The 21282-nt window shown below is 61.8% G+C and carries 17 protein-coding genes and 2 pseudogenes; 8 read left to right on the forward strand and 11 right to left on the reverse strand.

The features are described 5' to 3' along the window. Window positions 1-18 precede the first annotated feature (18 nt). On the forward strand, window positions 19-2391 hold the full coding sequence (locus BLO80_RS30050; protein WP_092327720.1) for a bifunctional diguanylate cyclase/phosphodiesterase: 2373 nt from the start codon (window positions 19-21) through the stop codon (window positions 2389-2391). A gap of 10 nt (window positions 2392-2401) precedes the next feature. Here BLO80_RS30050 and BLO80_RS09760 read toward each other — a convergent pair whose 3' ends face one another. From BLO80_RS09760 to BLO80_RS09775, 4 genes and pseudogenes are all read right to left on the reverse strand, one after another. Next, window positions 2402-2839 carry a type 2 periplasmic-binding domain-containing protein gene (locus BLO80_RS09760; RefSeq protein WP_092327722.1) on the reverse strand — a complete coding sequence of 146 codons (438 nt, stop codon included), beginning with the start codon at window positions 2837-2839 and terminating at the stop codon, window positions 2402-2404. Between the two features lie 11 nt (window positions 2840-2850). Continuing rightward, window positions 2851-4083, reverse strand: coding sequence for a porin (locus BLO80_RS09765; protein ID WP_092327724.1), 1233 nt, complete (start codon window positions 4081-4083; stop codon window positions 2851-2853). Window positions 4084-4174: 91 nt separating this feature from the next. Next, window positions 4175-6037 carry an ATP-binding protein gene (locus BLO80_RS09770; protein ID WP_092327725.1) on the reverse strand — a complete coding sequence of 621 codons (1863 nt, stop codon included), beginning with the start codon at window positions 6035-6037 and terminating at the stop codon, window positions 4175-4177. Between the two features lie 304 nt (window positions 6038-6341). Further along, window positions 6342-6494: pseudogene (locus tag BLO80_RS09775) on the reverse strand (toxin-antitoxin system YwqK family antitoxin); the annotation flags it as partial. Window positions 6495-6568: 74 nt separating this feature from the next. Here BLO80_RS09775 and BLO80_RS09780 point away from each other — a divergent pair. Then, window positions 6569-7021 (forward strand): annotated as a pseudogene (locus BLO80_RS09780) (type VI secretion system protein TssA); the annotation flags it as partial. On the opposite strand, the gene BLO80_RS09785 reads toward BLO80_RS09780, so the two are convergent. After that, complete coding sequence (locus tag BLO80_RS09785) at window positions 7018-7971, reverse strand: 2-hydroxyacid dehydrogenase (protein ID WP_092327727.1); 954 nt, start codon at window positions 7969-7971, stop codon at window positions 7018-7020. The pseudogene BLO80_RS09780 and the gene BLO80_RS09785 overlap by 4 nt on opposite strands. 382 nt (window positions 7972-8353) lie before the next feature. On the opposite strand from BLO80_RS09785, the gene BLO80_RS09790 reads away from it, so the two are divergent. Then, window positions 8354-9634 carry a serine/threonine transporter gene (locus tag BLO80_RS09790; RefSeq protein WP_092327729.1) on the forward strand — a complete coding sequence of 427 codons (1281 nt, stop codon included), beginning with the start codon at window positions 8354-8356 and terminating at the stop codon, window positions 9632-9634. 258 nt (window positions 9635-9892) lie between these two features. Here BLO80_RS09790 and acnB read toward each other — a convergent pair whose 3' ends face one another. Further along, complete coding sequence (gene acnB, locus BLO80_RS09795; RefSeq protein WP_092327731.1) at window positions 9893-12502, reverse strand: bifunctional aconitate hydratase 2/2-methylisocitrate dehydratase; 2610 nt, start codon at window positions 12500-12502, stop codon at window positions 9893-9895. 407 nt (window positions 12503-12909) lie between these two features. Between acnB and BLO80_RS09800 the strand changes: the two genes are divergently transcribed. Then, entirely contained in the window at window positions 12910-13380 is a 471-nt protein-coding gene (locus tag BLO80_RS09800; protein WP_092327733.1) for a DUF1289 domain-containing protein, read from the forward strand. 180 nt (window positions 13381-13560) lie between these two features. On the opposite strand, the gene BLO80_RS09805 is transcribed toward BLO80_RS09800, so the two are convergent. Next, the gene (locus tag BLO80_RS09805) at window positions 13561-14424 is read right to left on the reverse strand and encodes a universal stress protein (protein ID WP_092327734.1); all 864 of its coding nucleotides are present in this window, start codon (window positions 14422-14424) and stop codon (window positions 13561-13563) included. A 178-nt stretch (window positions 14425-14602) separates the two neighbouring features. Between BLO80_RS09805 and BLO80_RS09810 the strand changes: the two genes are divergently transcribed. Next, window positions 14603-15208 (forward strand): MiaE family protein, encoded by a 606-nt coding sequence (locus BLO80_RS09810; RefSeq protein ID WP_060741958.1) that lies wholly within the window; start codon window positions 14603-14605, stop codon window positions 15206-15208. A gap of 123 nt (window positions 15209-15331) precedes the next feature. Here the strand turns inward: BLO80_RS09810 and BLO80_RS09815 are convergent, their stop codons facing one another. The 3 genes from BLO80_RS09815 to BLO80_RS09825 form a co-directional block, all read right to left on the reverse strand. Beyond that, the gene (locus BLO80_RS09815) at window positions 15332-15820 is read right to left on the reverse strand and encodes a GFA family protein (RefSeq protein ID WP_092327736.1); all 489 of its coding nucleotides are present in this window, start codon (window positions 15818-15820) and stop codon (window positions 15332-15334) included. A gap of 182 nt (window positions 15821-16002) precedes the next feature. Beyond that, window positions 16003-16620, reverse strand: coding sequence for a DNA-3-methyladenine glycosylase family protein (locus BLO80_RS09820; RefSeq protein ID WP_092327737.1), 618 nt, complete (start codon window positions 16618-16620; stop codon window positions 16003-16005). Window positions 16621-16643: 23 nt separating this feature from the next. Further along, window positions 16644-17726, reverse strand: coding sequence for a bifunctional transcriptional activator/DNA repair enzyme AdaA (locus BLO80_RS09825; RefSeq protein ID WP_092327739.1), 1083 nt, complete (start codon window positions 17724-17726; stop codon window positions 16644-16646). 145 nt (window positions 17727-17871) lie between these two features. Here BLO80_RS09825 and BLO80_RS29895 point away from each other — a divergent pair, with 145 nt between their 5' ends. Both BLO80_RS29895 and BLO80_RS09835 read left to right on the forward strand, forming a co-directional pair. Further along, a complete protein-coding gene (locus BLO80_RS29895; protein WP_175459477.1) occupies window positions 17872-18348 on the forward strand; it encodes a hypothetical protein in 477 nt (158 codons plus the stop codon). A 175-nt stretch (window positions 18349-18523) separates the two neighbouring features. Further along, window positions 18524-19111: a LysE family translocator gene (locus tag BLO80_RS09835; protein ID WP_092327742.1), complete on the forward strand. Its 588-nt coding sequence runs from the start codon at window positions 18524-18526 to the stop codon at window positions 19109-19111. A 39-nt stretch (window positions 19112-19150) separates the two neighbouring features. On the opposite strand, the gene BLO80_RS09840 is transcribed toward BLO80_RS09835, so the two are convergent. Further along, complete coding sequence (locus BLO80_RS09840) at window positions 19151-19975, reverse strand: helix-turn-helix transcriptional regulator (protein ID WP_092327743.1); 825 nt, start codon at window positions 19973-19975, stop codon at window positions 19151-19153. Window positions 19976-20112: 137 nt separating this feature from the next. On the opposite strand from BLO80_RS09840, the gene BLO80_RS09845 reads away from it, so the two are divergent. Further along, window positions 20113-21075, forward strand: coding sequence for a sensor domain-containing diguanylate cyclase (locus BLO80_RS09845; protein WP_092327745.1), 963 nt, complete (start codon window positions 20113-20115; stop codon window positions 21073-21075). Window positions 21076-21282: the final 207 nt, after the last annotated feature.

Below are 21282 nucleotides of genomic sequence, written 5' to 3' on the forward strand. Positions count from 1 at the left end.
CAAGGCAGGGAGCACACCATGGCGATCCAACGGGCGAGTGTAATGACGTCGGCCCCGGATATCGTCCATCATGAAAACCCCCTGGCCGATGGGACGAGCCATTGGTTCAGGCGCGGTTTCGGCCAGGCCAGGGAAGCCTACATCCTGTTCCCGCTGCTGGCTGTTCTGCTGTTGGTGGTGATCTGGTCGGGCACCCTGTACCTGATCAAGGTCGAACAGGCCCGCGCGCAGCAGGCGATCGCCGAGGCGAGCCTGGAAGTCGGCGCTACCTATGAAGCGCAGATCCTGCGGGCTGTGCGTGAAATCGATCAGACCCTCAAGCTGGTCAAATACACTTACGAGTCCGAGCGGCAGCCCAACCCGCTGCCCAAGCTCAAGGCACGCGCCTTGTTGCCTTCTCCCTACTTGTTCGACGTCAGTGTGGTCGACGCCAGCGGCCGGGTCGTCGCCAGTACCCAGCCGAGCGAAGCCGGAAGCCGAATGGCCAAGGATGAGCTGCAAACGCTGGGCCCGGACACGGCGCTGTCGATCAGCCGCCCGTGGAAAAGCCCGGTGACGGGGGAGTGGAAATTGCGTTTCAGCCGACGGCTCGATGGTGGGGAGGGCGCGTTCGCCGGGATCGCCATGGTCGAGGTCGATGCGGCCTATTTCGTCAGCAGTTATGACGCCTCGAAACTCGGCAACCACGGTTTGCTCGGCCTGTTAGGAACTGACGGTGTTTTTCGAGCACGGCGCAGTGGAGAGGAGGTATCGGCCGGCGACTCGATCGATTACGCAACCGTGGTACCGGACACTGAAAACACCGAAGCCGTACGCACAACCAATGCAGGGGACGGTGTGTGGCGCTACACCAGTGCCCGCCAGCTCTACGACTTTCCACTGGCGGTGATCGTCGGGTTGTCCGAAGAAGAACAACTGGCCACAGTGAACCAGCAAGCGCGCACCTATCTGTGGCGCGCCGCGGGCGGCAGCCTGATGCTGGTGTTGCTGGCGGGGCTGCTCGCCCGGATGAGCTGGCAACTGGTGCAAAGCCGCTTGCGCGCCGGCGAAGCCAAGATCGCCTACGCGGAAAGTGTCGAGTACCTGGCCTATCACGACGGCCTTACGGCCTTGCCCAATCGCAGTCTGTTCAGCAAGCTGTTGAGCCAGAGCATCCGCGAGGCCAGCCGTTATGATCGGCAACTGGCGGTGCTGTTTCTTGACCTCGACCGCTTCAAGCAAGTCAACGATACGCTGGGGCACGATGCCGGCGATCAACTGCTCAAGGAGGTCGCGCAGCGCCTCGAGGCGTGTCTGCGCGGCAGCGATACGGTGGCCCGATTGGGCGGCGACGAATTCGTGATCTTGCTGCCGGAGCTGTCTCAGGACCACGACGTGGCGACTACCGCCCAAAAAATCCTGACCGCCATTGCCCGGCCCTTCAACCTCCAGGGCCAGGAGTTCCGTGTGACCGCCAGCGTTGGTATCAGTGTGTTCCCACAGGATGGCCTGGATGAGCAGACACTCAAGAAAAACGCCGATATCGCGATGTACCAGGCCAAGCAATGCGGCAAGAACAACTTCCAGTTTTACTCCGCGAAGCTGAACGCGGACTCACTGGAAAGGCTGACGCTGGAGCTGAGCTTGCGCCACGCGCTGGAGCGCCAGGAGTTCCAACTGTATTACCAGGCCAAGCGGGACATTCCCAGTGGCCAGATCACCGGTATGGAAGCGCTCCTGCGTTGGAATCATCCCGACCTGGGGATCGTGGCGCCCATGCAATTCATCCCGGTCGCGGAAGAGACCGGTTTGATTGTGCCGATCGGCAAGTGGGTGCTCAAGACTGCCTGCCGGCAGAACGTCGCCTGGCAACGACAGGGGCTGCCACACCTGGGGGTCGCCGTGAACCTCACGGCACGGCAGTTTGCCGATGAGAACCTGCTGACGGACCTGGCCGAGATACTGGCCGAAACCGGTATGGACGCGCGCCTGTTGGAGCTGGAGATTGCCGAGAACCTGCTCATGCAGGACGTCAAGAGGGCGTTGGGTGTGTTGACCGGGCTCAAGCGCCTGCAGGTCCGCATCGCCATCGATGATTTCGGGATCGGTTATTCGTCGCTCTCGGCGCTCGAGCAGTTTCCGCTGGATGTCATCAAGATCGACCGCTCGTGTGTCTGCGATATCAGCAGCGTGTCGGAAGACAAGGCCCTGACCGAGGCCATCATCGCGATGGGCCGCACCCTCAGCCTGACCGTGGTGGCCCAAGGTGTGGAAACCAAGGAGCAGGCCGATTTCCTGCGGGACAACGCCTGCGATGAGTTCCAGGGTTTTTACTTCAACAAACCGGTGCCCGCCGATCAGTTCAAGCTGTTGCTGCAAGCCCAGGCGGCTGACACGGGGCTCGGTACGTAGAGGCCCGTACTCATTGCGACTCGAGCGGCAGTGCCCTGACGCTGCCGTCCAGCTCCCGCGCCTCGATATAGCCGATGGTGTCGGGGTTCTCTGCGATACGTTTCTTGACCTCCGCCCCGCTCGAAACCGCCTGCGGCGGCTGGCCCCTGCCGGTGAAGATGATTTTCGACCAATGCGCCTTGAGCTGGGCTGCGGACTTGCCGGTGAACGTTGTGTAGAACTCATCGCGGGTCGGTGAATCTTCTGTCTGGTCAATGGGAATCGCCTGTCCGCCGCTGGGAAAACGACTGGCCTTGCCCAGGAAAATATCCGCCACCTGATTGCGCGCGAGCGTTTTCACCGGGCTGGACGCGGCGACGACCACCACCACGTCGGCCTTGACGGCAACGCTGGCGGCGCACAGGGCGAGCCCCGCCATGGCGAATCCGATGAGTCTCACAACCCACATGGCCTGCTCCATCAGAAGACAAAATCAACAGCCAGGCTGATGACGTTGAGCGAACCCCCCGACGTGAAGTCCGGTTGGGGGTTGATCAACGGACCGACCGAGTTGCCCTTGAAACGTGTGTGATCGAATTGCATTTTGGCGTCCATGTTTTTGGTGAAGTCCCAGCGCATACCCAGGGAAAGGGTCTGCTGGCCTTCGTTCGAGCCCAGGATGCTGTTGAGCGCACCGTTGAGTTCGGCGGCCGTGCCCGCCAGGGCCGGCGGCAAGGCCGATAGCGTCAGGCCCGGGCTGGAGACTTCGGTTTCGGTCCTGGAACGCGCGTAGGTGACATAGGGGGTGAATGCTGCGATGCGGTACCCGCCGCTGATGTACCAGGCGCTGGTCCTGCCCAGGCCGGAACGGCTGTCCAGACGCCCCCATTCACTCATGACGAACCAGTCGCCCGGATCGTAGCTGGCACCCACGCCGATAAAGTCGACGGGGGTGTCATCGGAATCGTAGCGATCGGCGATGGCGATACCTTCCGGACCGAACTCTCTGAACGTATCGAAGAGTGAATTGAATGGCTCCAGGGTCAGGTCGGCCTTCATGTAGGTGATGCGTGTGGTGAGGACGCCGAGCTCGGTGGTGTTGGTGACCCCCCAGAGATTTCTCGTCAGCGCCTTGCCGGCCCCGTCGGGCTGACGGCTGTCGGTCTGGCCGTAATGGGCCTGCACCGTGTTGGTGATTTCATCGACACGAAACCGGTAGCTGCCATCGATGCCGTCGCTGCTGGAGATCGGCATCAGGCTGTAGACCTCCATGGGCGCCCGCACCCAGGGCTGGGTGTAGCCCACTTTGCGGGTGTCGGACACCAGGAACGTCGGCAACACGGTACGGCCGATGCGTGCATTGAAATCCGGCGTGAACTGGTACTTGATGTTGGCCCACTCGACGAAGGGCCGGTAACTGTTGTCGTAGCGCTGCTCGGAAATGACCTGCACCACGGCCGACAGCTGCGGGGTGAAGGTGGCGGTCAGCTGGGCGCCTATCAGGCTGTCGACGTCGGCGCTCCAGTTGCGCGAATGCCCCGCGCCGTTGGGCTTGAAGATACTGGACGTGAAGTCGGCTTTTTTCTCGCTGGAATGAACGATCCCCACCGTGCCGAAACTGCTCAGCGAGAACATGTCGGCTGCGTCGGCACTGGCGCCGCCGGCATACAGTGTCACGACTACCAAGGCCAAGGTATTGGGCTTTTTCACCATGGGGGTCAAGGTAACCTCGTTGCGTGGATCGCCATTCGTCTGTTCCTTGTAACGTTGGCTGAAGCTGCGTTATCACGCGCCGAAGCGTAGCCTAGATCGCCAGTTTGAGCGTAAAGGTCGCTCCCGTTCCCGGGCCATCGCTATGGGCCTCCAGCGAGCCGCCCATCTCCATGGCCGCCAGGACGCAGCTATGCAGGCCAAAACCATGGCCATCCTTGCGTGTGGTAAAGCCATGGGCAAAGATCCGCGTCAGGTTCTCGGGCACTATGCCTTCGCCGTTGTCGATGACCTTGATCACCAGGGTGTCTTTTTGGGGAATCTCGCTCTGCAGGATGAGTATAGGGGGCGGCTCCGGTCGGTCATCCATCGCCCTGCTGGCGTTTTTTATCAGGTTGATCAGGATCAGCAGCACCCGGTGCTTGTCCAGTTGCAGCAAGGGTGTTTCGGCCAGGTTTCGCACCACGGTGATCCGATGCGCCGCGATGATGCCGGCGTTCATGCGCAAGGCATCCTCGATCAGGTCCTTGATCTGCACGGTTTCGGCAAGGCTGGAGGTGCCGGCGTAAGATTGCTGGGCGGCGACGATTTCCTTGATGTGATCAACGCTTTTGCTCAGTTGGCCGAGTTCTTCGGTCATGCTCTGTTGCTCGAGCGCAAGCGCGTCCACCAGTTGGTTCAGGTAGCCGGGCAGCAGCTTGCCTTTCTCGTCGTGGGAGATGAAGTCGCCGAGGTCATCGGCGTGCTCGTTCATCATTTGCACCGCCTTACCGAGCCCCAAGGCCTTGCTGGTGCGCAGCTTGCGGGTGACCAGGTCGGCGGAAATATTCACGCTGTTAAGCACATTGCCTACGTTGTGCAGGACATTGGTGGCGATTTCGGCCATGCCGGCCTGGCGAGCGGCGGCGGCCAGTTGAGCCTGGGCTTCGGCGGCGCGCAAACGGCTCTGCGCCAGTTGCCAGCTCATCCGGGCGAGCACGCCCACCAGCAGCACCAGCACCAGGCTGCCGCCCGCCGCGCGCCAGAGGTAGGTACGCGCCTGTTGGTTCACCGCGGCCAGTTGTTCTTCCTCGGACAACCCGACAATCACCGCCAGCGGAAAGTCGTAGAGCTGGCGGGCACTGGTGTAGCGCCGCACCCCGTCCCAACCATTGACCGAGAGCACCGCCTCGGTGTTTTCCGCGTCCGGCACCACTGCCGTGTAATCGACCGTATCGCCGGCCAGTACCGTTTCTCCGGTGCGCCGCACGCGGAAGAGGCCGTCAGTGCCCAGCAACCCGAGCGCACCCTGTTCGCCGAGTTTCGCGGCGTCGTAGCTACTGACGAAATAGGCGGCGTCGACCTCGACCCTGGCGATCCCGGAAAGCGTGCCGTCCGCGGCGTCGAGTCGCCGGCTGAAGCGCAAGCGCCATTCTCCGGTGATTGGACTTTTCCACGGGTGACTGATGGACAATGAGTCGCTGTGCCGCAGTGTTTGCTGCTCATTCGGGTCAGCGATATTTTCCCGGCCGTTGACCCGTGTACTCGTCACGAGCCTGCCGTCCGGGTTGACCACGCTGACGTCGAACACCAAGGCCGGCGGCAACAAGGCCCGCTCCTGGAGCCGGCGCAGGGGGTTAGGCTCGCCCTCGGTCTCGTAGGTGTATTTGACCAGCTTGAGGGTTTGATCGATTTCATGGATGGCGCGCAACATTTGCGCTTCGTAGGTGGCGCCCATTTCCAGGCTGGCCGTCGCGGCGCTTTGCTGCGCGCGAAGATGTTCGACCTTGATCAGGTAGAGGGTGGCGCTCCAGATGGCGAGCAACAGCAGGACGGCCAGCAGGGGGAACAGGATGTAGGCTTCCTTGGCTTGATCGAAGGCGCGCCGAAACACGCCGGCCTCGCTATCGTCATCGGCCTCGGCACGATGAGCAGTGCCAGGGGCCAACCTCAGTGTCTCAGGCCGCTGGATCGGCATGGTGTGCTCCCTGCATTGTTCGACCGACGGCTGGTGGGCGTCGGCGCGGTACGGCTCGAGGGGTGTAGCTCCTGATGGCCCGAGCGAAAGATCCTGGGATCTGTCAGGAACTATAGACCACAAACTCTGCATGCCAATGTGCGAAGGTGGGCCCGATGGACTGGGACACTGAGGATTTTGTGGTGAGGGGATTTCGTGGGAGCAAGGCTTGCTCGCGAGGGCGGCGGCACAGTCAACGTCGATACAAACTGACCCGCCGCTTTCGCGAGCGAGTCCGCGCCCACAGGAAAGTCAGGGCGCATGTTCAAGCGGGGTCATTCCAGCGCTTGAACCACCAGCGCAGCCGGGAGATCGGTTTGCCCTCGGCGTCCAGTGGGCGGCCGTCTTCGGCGGAGGCTTGGGCCGGTTCCAGCAGTTGGCCGTTGAGGTAGCGGGCTTCGACCGCCCTGTGGCCGGACCTGGAACGGCTCGCGACCACGCTGCTGCTGGAGCGCAGCAAAGACTTGATTCAGGACCTGGCTGGGGCAGGCCTGGTTGCATCGCCAGGGCAGTCTGTTGCTGAGCCTGCAGCACCTGCAACGGCTCGAAGCCTGGAGCGACGCTTACCTGGGCAACCTGGCCCCGGGCTACAAATCCCTGCAGGACGTGATTCAGGCGTTGCTGACACTGGTAGAGGAGTTCATCGCGATGCACCCACAGCAACCCACCGTCGTGCCGGTGCAAGCGTCCCCGGCGACGACGTCGACGCCCCAGCCGCAGGCGGCCGCCCAGGTTTTCCAGGAACCGGCCAATCGTGAAGAGGCCTACCGACAGCTACTGGTGATCGCCGGTTACCTGGCCCGTACCGAGCCCCATAGCCCGGTGCCCTATCTGATCCGGCGTGGCGTGGAGTGGGGCAACAAGCCGCTGAGCGAGCTGCTGGGTGAACTGATCAGTGCCGATGCCGAATCCCGGCGGTTGTGGACCTTGCTGGGGGTGCTTTAACGCTGCGCGTCGGGTAGCGGCACTGGCGTCAACACCGGTTTGCCGGCAAAGAACGCGTTCAGGTTCTGGCCCACCAACTCCACCGTGCCACGCGTCGCTTCCGGCGACAGGCCGGCCACATGGGGCGTCAGTACGACGTTGGGCAGGCTTTTCAGCGCGTCCGGCACTTCGGGTTCGTGATCGAACACGTCCAGGGCCGCGCCAGCGATCCGGCGCTGTTCCAGGGCGCTGATCAGGTCGGCGGTGGCGACCACACTGGCGCGGGCGATGTTCACCAGGAAACCATGGGGCCCCAGGGCGTCGAGGGCCTGTTTGTTGATCAACTGCCGGGTATCCAGGCCGCCGGGCGTGGCGACGATCAGGAAGTCCGAGACCCGGGCCAGTTCCGTGGGCGTGGCGCAGAAGGTGTAGGGCACGTCGTTGCGCACCCGGCGATTGTGGTAGCTGACGCTCATGTCGAAACCGAGGGCGGCGCGCTTGGCAATGGCCATGCCCACCGCGCCCAGGCCCAGCACGCCCAGGCGCTTGCCGGCCAGGGAAGGGCGCATGACCTTGGCCCACTCGCCACGGCGCACACTCGCATCGGCCCGGGGGATGTCGCGCACCAACGCCAGCAACAGCGCCATGGCATGGTCGGCCACCGACGAGGCGTTGACCCCGGCGCCGTTGGTTACCACGATGCCCCGGTTGCGCGCGGCCTGCAGGTCCACCTGCTCATAGCCGGCGCCGATCACGCAGATGATCTGCAGATTGGGCAGGGCGGCGATTTCCTCGGCCGTCAAACCCAGGGGACCACGGGTCAGCACCGCGCTGAAGCGTTCACCGTGTTCGAAAATCGCTGTCTTGCGTTCGGCCGGCGTGGGCGCCAATTCCAGATGGTAACCCTGCCGCTCGAGAATCGGCAGGTATTCATTGACGGTTTCAACCAGTACCAGAACGGTTGCGGTCATACTGGGCTCCTGTGGGCGCTGGATCGATTGTGGGTATTCAACCTGATTGTAGGAGCCGGGGGCAGGGGGGCTTGGCTTTTTATGTGCATTTCGGGTTCAGCATCGCCATTGTGGGAGCGGGCTTGCTCGCGAAGTCGGTGTATCAGTAACGCATCGGCTAAATGACACACCGCTTTCGCGAGCAAGCCCGCTCCCACAGGAAATGCGGCGGCTGTTTCTATTGGCGTGACCTGATCCGCACAACCGCTCCTCAGCTAAGTCTTTGCTTCTGCTCGTGAATCCCGGACAATCGCGCCCCTGTTTCGGCCAGGGCGCTGCCTGTCGGGGTTTTCCGACTCGTCCCGGCCGGGTGCATGTGACCGGAAAGCGGAGATCCGACCGGATGAATGATCAGGCCAATAGCGTCGAAGAGCGCTTTGAAACGACAGTCCCAGCCACCCTCAGCCAATGGAGTCGCCAGGACACCACCTGGATGCTGGGTCTGTTTGGCACCGCCATCGGTGCAGGCACTCTGTTCTTACCCATCAATGCGGGCCTGGGTGGTTTTTGGCCGCTGCTGATCCTGGCGTTGCTGGCGTTCCCCATGACGTTCTATGCCCATCGGGGCCTGACCCGTTTCGTGTTGTCCGGCCGCGACGGCGCGGACATCACCGAGGTGGTGGCGGAGCATTTCGGCCTCAAGGCCGGTGCGCTGATCACGCTTTTGTACTTCTTCGCCATTTTCCCGATCCTGCTGATCTACAGCGTGGCGCTGACCAACACGGTGGGCAGCTTCCTGGAACATCAGTTGCATATCCAGCCGCCCCCGCGGGTCGTGCTGTCCCTGGTGCTGATCCTCGGCCTGCTGGCGGTGGTCCGTTGCGGCGAGCAGGCGATCGTCAAGGCCATGAGCCTGATGGTCTACCCGTTCATCGTGGCGCTGCTGTTTCTGGCGGTGTTCCTGATTCCCCACTGGAGCGGCGGTATCCTGAGCACGGCGTCGACGCCGCCTGAACCTTCGGCGTTGTTGCATACCTTGTGGCTGGCGATCCCGGTGATGGTGTTCTCGTTCAACCACTCGCCGATCATCTCGGCGTTTGCGGTGGACCAGAAGCGTCGCTACGGTGGCAACGCCGAGGAGCGCAGTGCGCAGATCCTGTCGCGCGCCCATGTGCTGATGGTGGTGATGGTGCTGTTCTTCGTGTTCAGTTGCGTGCTGACCCTGACCCCGGCGCAATTGGCCGAGGCCAAGGCGCAGAACCTGTCGATCCTGTCGTACCTGGCTAACCATTTCAGCAACCCGACCATCGCCTTTGCCGCGCCGTTGATTGCGTTTGTCGCCATTTCCAAGTCGTTCCTGGGGCACTACATCGGCGCCAGCGAAGGCCTCAAGGGTCTGATCGTCAAGAGCGGCCGCCGTCCGGCCCCCAAGACCCTGGACCGCCTCACCGCAGCGTTCATGCTGGTGGTGTGCTGGATCGTCGCCACCCTCAACCCGAGCATCCTGGGCATGATCGAAACCCTGGGCGGCCCGGTCATCGCAGCCATCCTGTTCCTGATGCCGATGTACGCTATCCGCAAAGTACCGGCCATGGCTCGCTATCGCGGCCAGGTCTCCAATGTCTTCGTTGTGTTGGTGGGGCTGGTGGCGATTACTGCGTTGGTTTATTCGTTGATGGCCTGACCATCCCCTTGTGGGAGCGGGCTTGCTCGCCAAAGCGGTGGGTCAGTTTGCGTTGATATTGGATGTGCCGGCGCCATCGCGAGCAAGCTCGCTCCCACACTGGTTTCGGATGTCCACAGAGCTTACATCCACCCCAAATCCCCTGTGGGAGCGAGCTTGCTCGCGATGGCGGTGGTTCGGCTGGCATCGAAATGACAGGCATAAAAAAACGCCGCCCCTCGCAAGAAGGGCGGCGTTTTCAGTCGGGCGTTCTAAGCTTTACGCTTGAACGACCGGGATGTTGGCGTTTGCAGCCGCTTCACGGAACTCGGCGATCTGGTCGAAGCTCAGGTAGCGGTACACGTCCGCCGCCATGCTGTCGATCTTGCCGGCGTATTCCATGTACTCCTCGACGGTCGGCAGGCGACCCAGGATCGAAGCAACGGACGCCAGTTCGGCCGAAGCCAGGTAGACGTTCGCGCCGTCACCCAGACGGTTCGGGAAGTTACGGGTCGAGGTCGACACCACGGTGGAGTTCGGCTCGACGCGTGCCTGGTTACCCATGCACAGCGAGCAGCCTGGCATTTCCATCCGTGCACCGGCCTTGCCGTAGATGCCGTAGTAGCCTTCTTCGGTGAGCTGGTGGGCGTCCATCTTGGTCGGCGGCGACAGCCACAGACGGGTTGGCAGTTGCCCCTTGACCTGCTCCAGCAGTTTACCGGCGGCGCGGAAGTGACCGATGTTGGTCATGCACGAACCGATGAACACTTCGTCGATCTTCTCGCCAGCAACGCTGGACAGCAGACGGGCATCGTCCGGATCGTTCGGCGCGCAGAGCACAGGCTCGTTGATGTCCGCCAGATCGATTTCGATGACTTCGGCGTACTCGGCGTCGGCATCGGCTTCCATCAGTTGCGGGTTGGCGATCCAGGCTTCCATCGCTTGGGCGCGACGTTCCAGGGTACGTGCATCACCGTAGCCTTCGCCGATCATCCAGCGCAGCAGGGTGATGTTCGATTGCAGGTACTCGGTGATCGACTCTTTCGACAGCTTGATGGTGCAACCGGCAGCCGAACGTTCGGCCGAGGCGTCGGACAATTCGAAAGCCTGTTCCAGGGTCAAGCCTTCCAGGCCTTCGATTTCCAGGATGCGGCCGGAGAAGGCGTTTTTCTTGCCTTTCTTCTCGACGGTCAGCAGACCGTTCTGGATGGCGAAGTACGGAATGGCATGAACCAGGTCACGCAGGGTGATGCCAGGTTTCATTTTGCCTTTGAAGCGCACCAGGATCGATTCCGGCATGTCCAGCGGCATGACGCCGGTGGCAGCGGCGAACGCGACCAGGCCGGAGCCGGCCGGGAACGAGATGCCCATCGGGAAACGGGTGTGCGAGTCACCACCGGTACCCACGGTGTCTGGCAGCAGCATGCGGTTCAGCCACGAGTGGATGATGCCGTCGCCCGGACGCAGGGAAACGCCGCCGCGGGTCATCATGAAGTCAGGCAGGGTGTGGTGGGTGGTGACGTCGATCGGCTTCGGATAGGCCGCGGTGTGGCAGAAAGACTGCATCACCAGGTCAGCCGAGAAGCCCAGGCACGCCAGGTCTTTCAGTTCGTCACGGGTCATCGGACCGGTGGTGTCCTGGGAACCCACGGTGGTCATCTTCGGTTCGCAGTAGGTACCCGGGCGCACGCCTTGGCCTTCCGCCAGACCGCAAGCCTTGCCGACCATCTTCTGCGCCAGGGTGAAACCCTTGGTGCTTTCGGCGGGGGCTTCAGGCTTCTTGAACAGGTCGAACGGTGGCAGACCCAGTTCGGCGCGTGCCTTCTCGGTCAGGCCACGGCCGATGATCAGCGGGATACGACCGCCAGCACGGACTTCGTCCAACAGGACCGGGGTCTTCATTTCGAAGGTGGCCAGGACTTCATCGGTACCGTGCTTGCAGACTTTGCCAGCATGCGGGTACAGGTCGATCACGTCGCCCATGTGCATGTTGGACACATCGAATTCGATCGGCAGGGCGCCGGCGTCTTCCATGGTGTTGTAGAAAATCGGTGCGATCTTGCTGCCGAAGCAGAAACCGCCGGCGCGCTTGTTCGGAACGAAAGGAACGTCGTCGCCGAAGAACCACAGCACCGAGTTGGTTGCCGATTTACGCGACGAACCGGTACCGACCACGTCACCGACGTAGGCGATCGGGAAGCCTTGGCCACGCATCTCTTCGATCTGCTTCATCGGGCCGGTCTTGCCTTGTTCATCAGGCACGATGCCGTCACGGGCCATTTTCAGCATGGCCAGGGCGTGCAGCGGGATGTCCGGGCGAGACCAGGCGTCAGGGGCAGGGGACAGGTCGTCGGTGTTGGTTTCGCCGGTGACCTTGAACACCCGCAGGCTGATCTTGTCGGCCAGCACCGGGCGGTTCTTGAACCACTCGCCGTCGGCCCAGGATTGCAGCACGGCCTTGGCGTGAACGTTGCCGTTCTTGGCTTTTTCAGCCACGTCGTGGAAGGCATCGAACATCAGCAGGGTGTGCTTGAGTTCCTTGGCGGCTACCGGCGCCAGTTCGGCGTCGTCCAGCAGTTCCACCAGGGTCACGATGTTGTAGCCGCCCTGCATGGTGCCGAGCAGTTCAACGGCGCGCTTCTTGTCCAGCAGAGGAGATTGGGCCTGGCCCTTGGCGAGAGCGGACAGGAAGCCGGCCTTGACGTAGGCGGCTTCGTCGACTCCAGGCGGAACGCGATGGGTGATCAGGTCAACGAGGAAAGCTTCTTCGCCAGCCGGAGGATTTTTCAGCAGCTCGATCAGGCCTGCGGTTTGTTCGGCGTTGAGCGGCTGGGGAACGATACCCAGGGCTGCACGCTCTTCAATATGTTTGCGGTAGGCTTCAAGCACAGTTATTACCCTCATCAGTGGTCCCAAATGGGTGTCCGGGACGCTCATCCAGGAACCCACGGTACTCATGCGCGTCGACGGCTTTTTGAACCATCACGCCAGAGTTTCCGCACGTTCCTCACAGAAGCTGCTTTCAAAGTTTTACGCCTGCAGAACGGGAGCTGATGAGGGTTGGCGTTGGGCTTTCCCCGCTGGAAAGACCCTTCGCCAACACCGCTCTGAAGGAACGACTGTGCTCGTGACGCTTTGAAAACAGCTTCTAACGGACATTGGCGCCTTAAAAGGCTGGCTGATTCTACGGGAAAAAAAAATTAAAGGTAAGTTGGGCGCTCAAGTTTGAGGGGTGATCAATCTTAGACAAAGGGCTAACATGCCAGCCTGTCCTGCTTTTGCGTGTGTTTTTCCTTATGCCCAACCAGCTCATCAAGACCCCCTGCGTCGGCCTTTGCTCCACTGTCTACGGTGACCTGGTGTGCCGTGGCTGCAAGCGGTTCCACCACGAAGTGATTCACTGGAACGGCTACAACGAGGATGAAAAACGCGCGGTGTGGATGCGGCTCGAACAACTGTTGGTGCAGGTGATGGAGGCCAAGCTGGAGGTTTTCGACCCCGGGTTGCTGCGCCAGCAACTGGAATCGCGCAAGATCCGTTTTGTGCCGCACCAGTCGGAATATTGCTGGGCCTACCAGTTGATCGCCCGGGGCGCGCGGGTGATCAACAATCTGGAAGCCTACGGCATGGTGCTGATGCCGGAGTTTCGCGACTGGGACCTGCCGGACCTGCGCGATGCCATTGATCGGGAGTTTTTCCTCCTGTCCGAAGCCCATTACCAGCGGTACATCGCGCCGGGGTTCCTGAAGGATGCGATCGGCGGCTGACCCCCGGCCAGTGCAAAGGAGCTTTTGTGCCGGGAGCTTTGTGACGAGGGAGCTTGCTCCCGCTCGGCTGCGCAGCAGACGCCTGGATTTTTCAGGGCCAGAAATTTTTAAGATCAAGAGCGAGGGTCGCTTCGCAACCCAGCGGGAGCAAGCTCCCTCGCCACAAAAAGTTCATTCGCTTTATTCCTTGACCGCCAACTCCACCAGATGATCCTCGACTTCCTGGGGCTTGAGCACCAGCACATCGCTTTCCAGCGTATCGAGCACGGCCTCGGCGGTGTTGCCGATCAGCACCCCGGACAACCCCGAGCGGGCCACGGTGCCGATCACCGTCACCGCCGCCTGCAGCTTGCGCGCCATGTACGGAATCAAGACATCCGCCGGGCCTTCTTCGATATGCAGATGCTGGTCGTCGATGTCGAACTCGGCCTGGAACGCCCGGCATTGCTCGCGATACCGGGCCTCGATGGTTTCCTTGAGCTGGAGCGTCGGGTCGGCGGACGAGAGCATCGGCGAGGGATGGGCGCTGATCACGTGCAGGTGCGCCTTGGCGAGGAGCGCGATGTCGTAGCCATGGTCGATGATGGTGGCGTGCAGGTGGCGGTGTGCACCGTCGGCATTGCCAACGTCGACGGCGGCCAGGATCACCTTGTCTTTCCAGGAACCGGCGGTCTTCACCAGCAGCACCGGGGTGGGGCAATGGCGTAGCAGTTTCCAGTCCGCCGGGGTCAGCAGGGCTTTTTTCAATGGGCTGTCGGGAAAGTGCTGTTTGATCACCAGCCCGCAACCTTCAGCCTGCTGCACGTCGATGATGGTTTCGTAGAGGCTTTCGTTCCAGGCCTGTTCGGTGGTCACGCTGTAGCCATCCGCCAGCAGCGCGGACTTCAGCACGCCGAGCATGCCGGCGTGATCGTGCTTTTTGTCGCACACCAACAGGTGCAAGTGTGCCTGGGTCACACCGGCGATCAGTTTGGCGCGCTTGAGCGCCAGGCTTTCCGAATGCTCGGGCTCAATGACCACCAGGATGCTGCGAATGGCTTGCATGATCGGCGTTCTCCTGCAATGAAAAGGCTGGCGTTGCTCAACTATAGTTGCTGTGGGGCAGTCTAGTTGCCGTGGGTGAGTCATTGACTTGATGCATATCAATGGCGGTGGCTGGTGGTCTGGAGGCAGGCCGGTATAATCGGCGCCCTTCGCTCGACTACCTTTGCCCGTGAGCCCCATGAATCTTCCCGAAATCCACGAATTCCTTGGTTGCCGCACCCCTGATGCGTGGGTCCAGGCCGCGCTGGCCGACCAGGAAACGTTGCTGATCGACCACAAGAACTGCGAATTCAAGGCCGCCAGCACCGCCCTGAGCCTGATCGCCAAATACCACTCCCACGTCGACCTGATCAACCTGATGTCGCGCCTGGCCCGGGAAGAGCTGGTGCATCACGAGCAGGTCATGCGCCTGATGAAAAAACGCAAGATCGGCTTGCGCCAGCTCTCTGCCGGGCGTTATGCCTCGGGGCTGCGCAAGGTGGTGCGCAGCCACGAACCGGTCAAGCTGGTGGACACCCTTGTGGTCGGTGCCTTCATCGAAGCCCGCAGCTGCGAGCGCTTCGAAGCTTTGGTGCCGCACCTGGACGAGGAACTGGGCAAGTTCTATTTCGGCTTGCTCAAGAGCGAGGCCCGGCACTTCCAGGGCTACTTGAAACTGGCCTACCAATACGGTGACGCCAAGGACATTGCCCAGGTGATCGACAAGGTCCGTGAGGCCGAGCGGGAACTGATCGAATCGCCGGATGTGGAGTTCCGGTTCCACAGTGGTGTGCCGGCTCGATAGTGCAGAGGTGCCGGTACTGACGTCATCGCGAGCAAGCTCGCTCCCACAGGGGGTTTGTGAACTTCCCAAGTCCAATGTGGGAGCGAGCTTGCTCGCGATGGGGCCTTATGCAGCACTGCATCTCTAAGTGACCAGCCCCAGGCGTTCATGCCACTGGGCAATGGACTCCTCGGGATAGACATCGAACTGCTGATCGCCCTTATGCGCCTCGACCTCTACCCATGGCACCTTGGAACCGAGCATCAAGTGGGTGTGCTCCGGCGGTACCGGCAGCGGTGTGTCGATGGCGGAGGCAAACGGGTGCACCAGGTCCGGCCATTCGGGGCTGAACAGCCACAACCCCGAACCGCACAGGGAACAGAAATGCCGTTCGGCACTGCTGCGGTGGGCGCGTTTATCGCCTTCGTCCTTGAGCCGTGCATGGTAGATCGAGATGTGCTTGCGACCGCGCACCTTCAGGCTTCGGGCATCGCCCCCCAGGTTGATCGCGTACCCGCCGCCGCCCTGGGTCTTGCGACAGATCGAGCAGTAGCAGCGTTGATAAGGGTAGGGGTGGGCACAGGCCAGGCTGAACGACACGGCGCCGCAGTGGCAGGATCCTTCGAGCTGCATGGGAATCTCCTATTGGGGATTGTAATGACTCTGGACAGCCCTGACGGCCCGATGTTCTGAACAGTTGAACTCGTGACTGACATGCGGACGCCATCGCGAGCAAGCTCGCTCCCACAAGGGATTTGTGAACTTCCCAAGCCCAATGTGGGAGCGAGCTTGCTCGCGATGAACGATGACACGGTCTAACGACCGGGCACCCGCCACAAATACCACGCCGCCACCGTCCGATAAGGGCGCCAGGCCAGGCCGATCTCGACCATCTGCTTGCGGCTGGGTTGTTGCGTCAACCCCTTGAGCCGTCGATAACCCTCGCGCACCCCAAAGTCATCGGCCGGCAGGATGTCGGGTCGTTCCAGGCTGTAGATCAGCAGCATCTCCACGGTCCAGCGCCCGACGCCGCGCAGGCTGACCAAGCGCTCGATCAATGCTTCGTCTTCCATTGCCCGCGCCGTGGCAAAATCCGGCACCACCCCGTCCAGGGCCGCTTGGGCGATGCCCTGGATGGTCGCGATCTTGCTGGCGGAAAATCCACAACCGCGCAATTGAGCAACGTCTGTCGCCAGGATTTGCATGGGGGTGGGGAATGTCTGTGCCGGGAACAACGCCAGCAACCGGCCCAGAATCGCATCGCCTGCCTTGGCGTGCAGTTGCTGGTAGGCAATCGCCCGGACCAGGGCTTCATAGGGATCGCGGGCCGGCTTGGGTTGCAGCAGGCAAGGGCCGATCGCCACGACATGCCGTCGCCAGTCTTCGTCGAGGTTGGCCAGGAAAGCACTGGCGTCGTGATAGGGCACAGGCATCAGGTGTTCGTTCTCCGGGGCGCTCAAAACGCCAGGGGCAGTGAAACCTGCACCGCGGCTTTTTCCAGCCGCAACAGAAACGCCTTGCGCGGCTGGCCGCCACCATAACCGGTCAACGAGCCATCCGCACCGATCACCCGGTGGCAGGGAATGACGATGGCCAGGCGATTCTGCCCGTTGGCCAGGCCCACGGCGCGGCTGGCACCTGGGCTGCCCAGGGCCGTGGCGATGCCGCCGTAGCTGCGGGTTTCGCCGTAGGGGATTTTTTGCAACTCAGCCCAGACCCGCACGGCGAAGGCGCTGCCGGGCATGTGCAGCGGGACATTGAACGTCGTGAGCTTGCCGGCGAAATAGTCGGCCAGTTCGGTTTCGATCTGTTGCAGGTGAGCGTTGTGCCCCGGCGCGACCGTGTAGCCGTAGCGTTGCTGCAGCTCTTCCAGCTCCTTGGTCAGGGCCGGACGGTCGAGGAATTCCAGCAGCACCAGGCCCCGTCGTTCGGCCATGGCCAGCATCGGCCCCAGCGGCGTGGTCAGGCGGGTGAACAACAGGGGTTCACTGAGGGCGGCGCGGCCGGGTGTGATGCGGAAGGATTTGACGAAGGCATCCCGAAAACCGCTCAACGACTCATAACCGGAATCGAACGCAGCATTGTCGATGGAAGTGCCGTCCTTGATACCGCCCAGGGCGATGCCCAGGCGGCGGGTGCGCAGGTAGGCGTGAAAGGTCATGCCGAAATGTTGCTTGAACCAGCGCCGCAGTTTCAGCGGTTCGATACCTTGTTCCAGCAGCAGGGCGTCGGTCCAGCGCAGGTCGGGCTCGGCGTCCACCGCTTTGAGCAGGGCCTGCATCCAGTCCGGCGCGATGGCGGCGGCATCCAGCGGCTTGCAGCGCAGGCAGGCGCGGTAGCCGGCCGACATGGCTTCGTCGGCATGGGCGAAGAACTCCACGTTCTCCGGCTTCGGCTTGCGCGCGGTGCAACTGGGACGGCAGAAGATGCCGGTGGTCTTGACCGCAGTGAAGAACACCCCCTCATAGGCGGTGTCTCGTTCGAGCATGGCGCGGACCATCTCGGCGTGGGGCGGAAGCAGCGAGTCTTGTAGGTTCATGGGGCAAAGCATAGAACCGCGCCCGGGACGACTCCACCGGAAAATCGACAGTGAATTTTCCCGCAGTTGGTCGGATGCTCATGAACAAAATTTGAACCTTTGAGTCTTAAAGGTTCAACCGCTGTTTTTGTCTTTCGGAGACATCATGACCAAACATAAGAAAACCCTGATTGCCGTTGCTGTCTGTGCCCTGGCGTTCGGTGCTTCGGCCTTGCTGCCTGCCGACCTGTCGCCTATCGGTTCCAGCTACGCCGCCGGCGGTGGCAATGGGGGTGGTGGCGGTAACGGTGGAGGAAACGGCGGCGGTAATGGTGGTGGCCACGGTGGTGGTGTCGGCGGTGGCCAGGGCAGTGGCAAATCCAGCGATTCCAGCGGTCTTGGCAAGGGATTGGCCAGCGACCATGCCGGCACCCGCACCCGCGATCATGGCCTCAGCGGCAAGCATACCGGTACCACCCGCACCGACCGAACCAGCAAGGCTTCGCTCACGTCGGGCATCGCCAAAGACCGCGATACTCGCGGCTTGACCAAGGCTTCCGCGATTTCCACGGCGACTCCGGGTACCCACAACACCAAGGGCCTGACCAACGCGACCAGTTCTTCGATCAAGAACGACCGCTGATTGGGCAAAAAAGCCGCGATGCCTGATCCAGGCATCGCGGCTTTTTTGTGGGCACAGGCTTTGTTTCGGGGGATGAGCTCACCGTGGATCCCCTCATGAGGCAGTTTTCTTCAATACCGGCAGCAGCGGGCGATTTACCTTGATCGCCACCTCACAGATATGAAGAAGGTTTGCGATGAGTCTGATTCTTTCCATGGCGGCGTTTGCCTTGGTCGCCTCCATTACGCCGGGGCCGGTCAACATTGTGGCCCTCAGTTCCGGGGCCCGGTACGGGTTTCGAGCGACCTTGCGCCACGTGGCCGGCGCGACCCTGGGTTTTGTCTTGTTATTGGTGTTGATGGGGCTCGGGTTGCATGAAGTGCTGCAACGCTGGCCTGGGCTCACACGGGTGGTGCAACTGGGCGGCGTGGCGTTTCTGTTGTTCATGGCCTGGAAATTGGCGATGGACAACGGGCACCTGGGCGCCAAGGACGAGGACCGGGCCCCGTCGATGTTCTACGGCGCGCTGATGCAATGGCTCAATCCCAAGGCCTGGCTGGCTTGCGTCGCAGGGATGGGCGCGTTCGTGGCCGATGGCGAGGCACGGCTGGTGTGGCAGTTCGCGGCAGTCTACCTGGTGATCTGTTATGTCTCGGTGGGCTGCTGGGCCTATGCCGGCAGCTTTCTGCGTAATTGGCTGGGGAATCCGGCGACCCTGCGCCTGTTCAACCGGGCGATGGCGGTGTTGTTGGTGGCCAGTGCGGTGTATTTGGTGGTGCCTTGAGTCGGGCCCACAGAAGTGTGTTTAGGCCAGCGCGTCGCCTCAACCGCGATACTGGCCCGGAGTAGCCGCCAGGTGTTGCTTGAAGGCCCGCTGGAAATGCGCCTGGTCGGCAAACCCGCTGTCCAGCGCCACGTCGGCGATCAGCTTGCCCTCGCGTAACTGGCGGCGGGCGAACTGGATTCGGCGGTTGACCAGAAAGGCATGGGGCGTCATCCCGTAATGACGCTTGAAGGCGCGGCTCAGGTAAGACGGCGAGAGTTGCGCCGCGGTGCAGATGTCTTCGAGCTTCAACGCTTCGCTGCAATGGTCGTGGATGAACTGCGCCGCGCGTATCAAACCCGGGTGGCTGCCCCGGTCCGGACGGCCGGCAGGGTTGAGCCGTTGTTGCAGGTCAGTGAAAAACGCCTCGGCGGCGGTGCGCTTGCGGTCGGTGCCGAGCCGCTCATCCACCAGTTGCTCATACAACCCTTGCAACGCGGCAAACAGCTTGACATCACGGCTGTGGGTCGTGGAAAAGCTCTGGAAATCCAGGGTTTGATCGAAACCGATACGACGTTGCAAATCCCTGAGCCACTGGGTATCGACGTACAGCATGACATACGACCACGGCTCATCGTCGATCGGGTTGCACGCATGGACATCGCCGGGGTTCATCAGCACCACCGTGCCGCTCTGCACTTGGAAATTCGACCGCTCATGAATATAGGTGCTGCGCCCGGCGGTGATCGCTCCGATGGAAAAATGGTCGTGGGAGTGGCGTGAGTAGCAGACCTTGCGCCCATCGGCGATGGCCCGGGCTTCGATGAAGGGCAGGGCCGCGTCGCGCCAGAAGCGTGGGGCGGCGTCATGGGTGGCGTGCTTCATCGGTCAGCGTCCTCGTCTTGAACCTGTGAAGCAGTGTATTAGCCCTGGCCAGCAAATGCCCGATTGATTTGGCCGTTCGGTTTGAACGGCAGTGGTCCTGAACTAGACTTCATGAAGTCTCGCCCATGGAGTTCCCGATGCTTGCGCCAGGTAAACCGGACAACGAAGCGGTTCGCCTCAAGAATCTGCATTCGCTCAAGCTGCTCGATACCCCGCCTGAAGAGCGGTTTGACCGCCTGACCCGCCTTGCCCGGCGTCTGTTTGACGTGCCCATCGCCCTGGTGTCCCTGGTGGACGCCAACCGGCAGTGGTTCAAGTCCAATGCCGGCCTGGATGCCAGCGAAACCCCGCGGGAAGTTTCCTTTTGTGGGCATGCGATTTTGCAGGATCAGATCCTTGAAATCTGCGACGCGGAGCAGGACGAGCGGTTTCACGATAATCCGTTGGTCACGGACAAGCCTGGCATTCGCTTCTACGCCGGGCATCCGCTGGGGTTGGAGGATGGCAGCAAGCTTGGCACGCTGTGCCTGCTCGACACCAAGCCGCGCCAGCTCAATGACGAAGAGCGCGAACTGCTGCGCGACTTGGCGCGTATGGCCGAGCAGGAAATGGTTGCGGTGCAGATGGCGAGCATGGACGAGTTGACGCTGCTGTCCAATCGGCGCGGCTTCAGGACGTTGGCCCAGCATGGGTTGAATGTGTGTGATCGCTTGTCACGACCGGCGACGCTGCTGTTCTTCGACCTCAACGACTTCAAGCCGATCAACGATCGCTATGGGCATGCCGAGGGTGACAGCGCGCTGAAAACCTTCGCTGATGTGCTGCGTATCGCCTTTCGCGAAAGTGATGTGATCGGTCGCCTGGGCGGCGATGAGTTCGTGGCGCTGCTCACCGGCTCTTCCTATGTCGAGACCTCGGCGATCATGGCGCGCCTCAAGGAAATCCTCGATGAGCGCAATGCGATGTTGCAGCGTGGCTATGACATTCGTTTCAGCGTGGGCCAGATCGAATACGACCCCCGGCGGCATTCGTCAATCGACAACCTGTTGGCCGACGCGGATGCGGCCATGTATGCCCAGAAACAAGCGCTTCGCAATTAGCGCAAGCCAACCGCCGATCCAATGTGGGAGCGAGCTTGCTCGCGATGACGGCGGTACATCCAACAGCAATGCCAGCAGACCCACCGCCATCGCGAGCAAGCTCGCTCCCACAGGGAATGTGTGGCGGGCGCGACCTTTTATGAACAGCCGGAACCCATGTGGGAGCGAGCTTGCTCGCGAAGGCGGTGGTAAATCCAACATCAATGC

Origin of the sequence: Pseudomonas sp. NFACC56-3 (assembly GCF_900100025.1) — a bacterium.
GTDB lineage: Bacteria > Pseudomonadota > Gammaproteobacteria > Pseudomonadales > Pseudomonadaceae > Aquipseudomonas > Aquipseudomonas fluorescens_AA.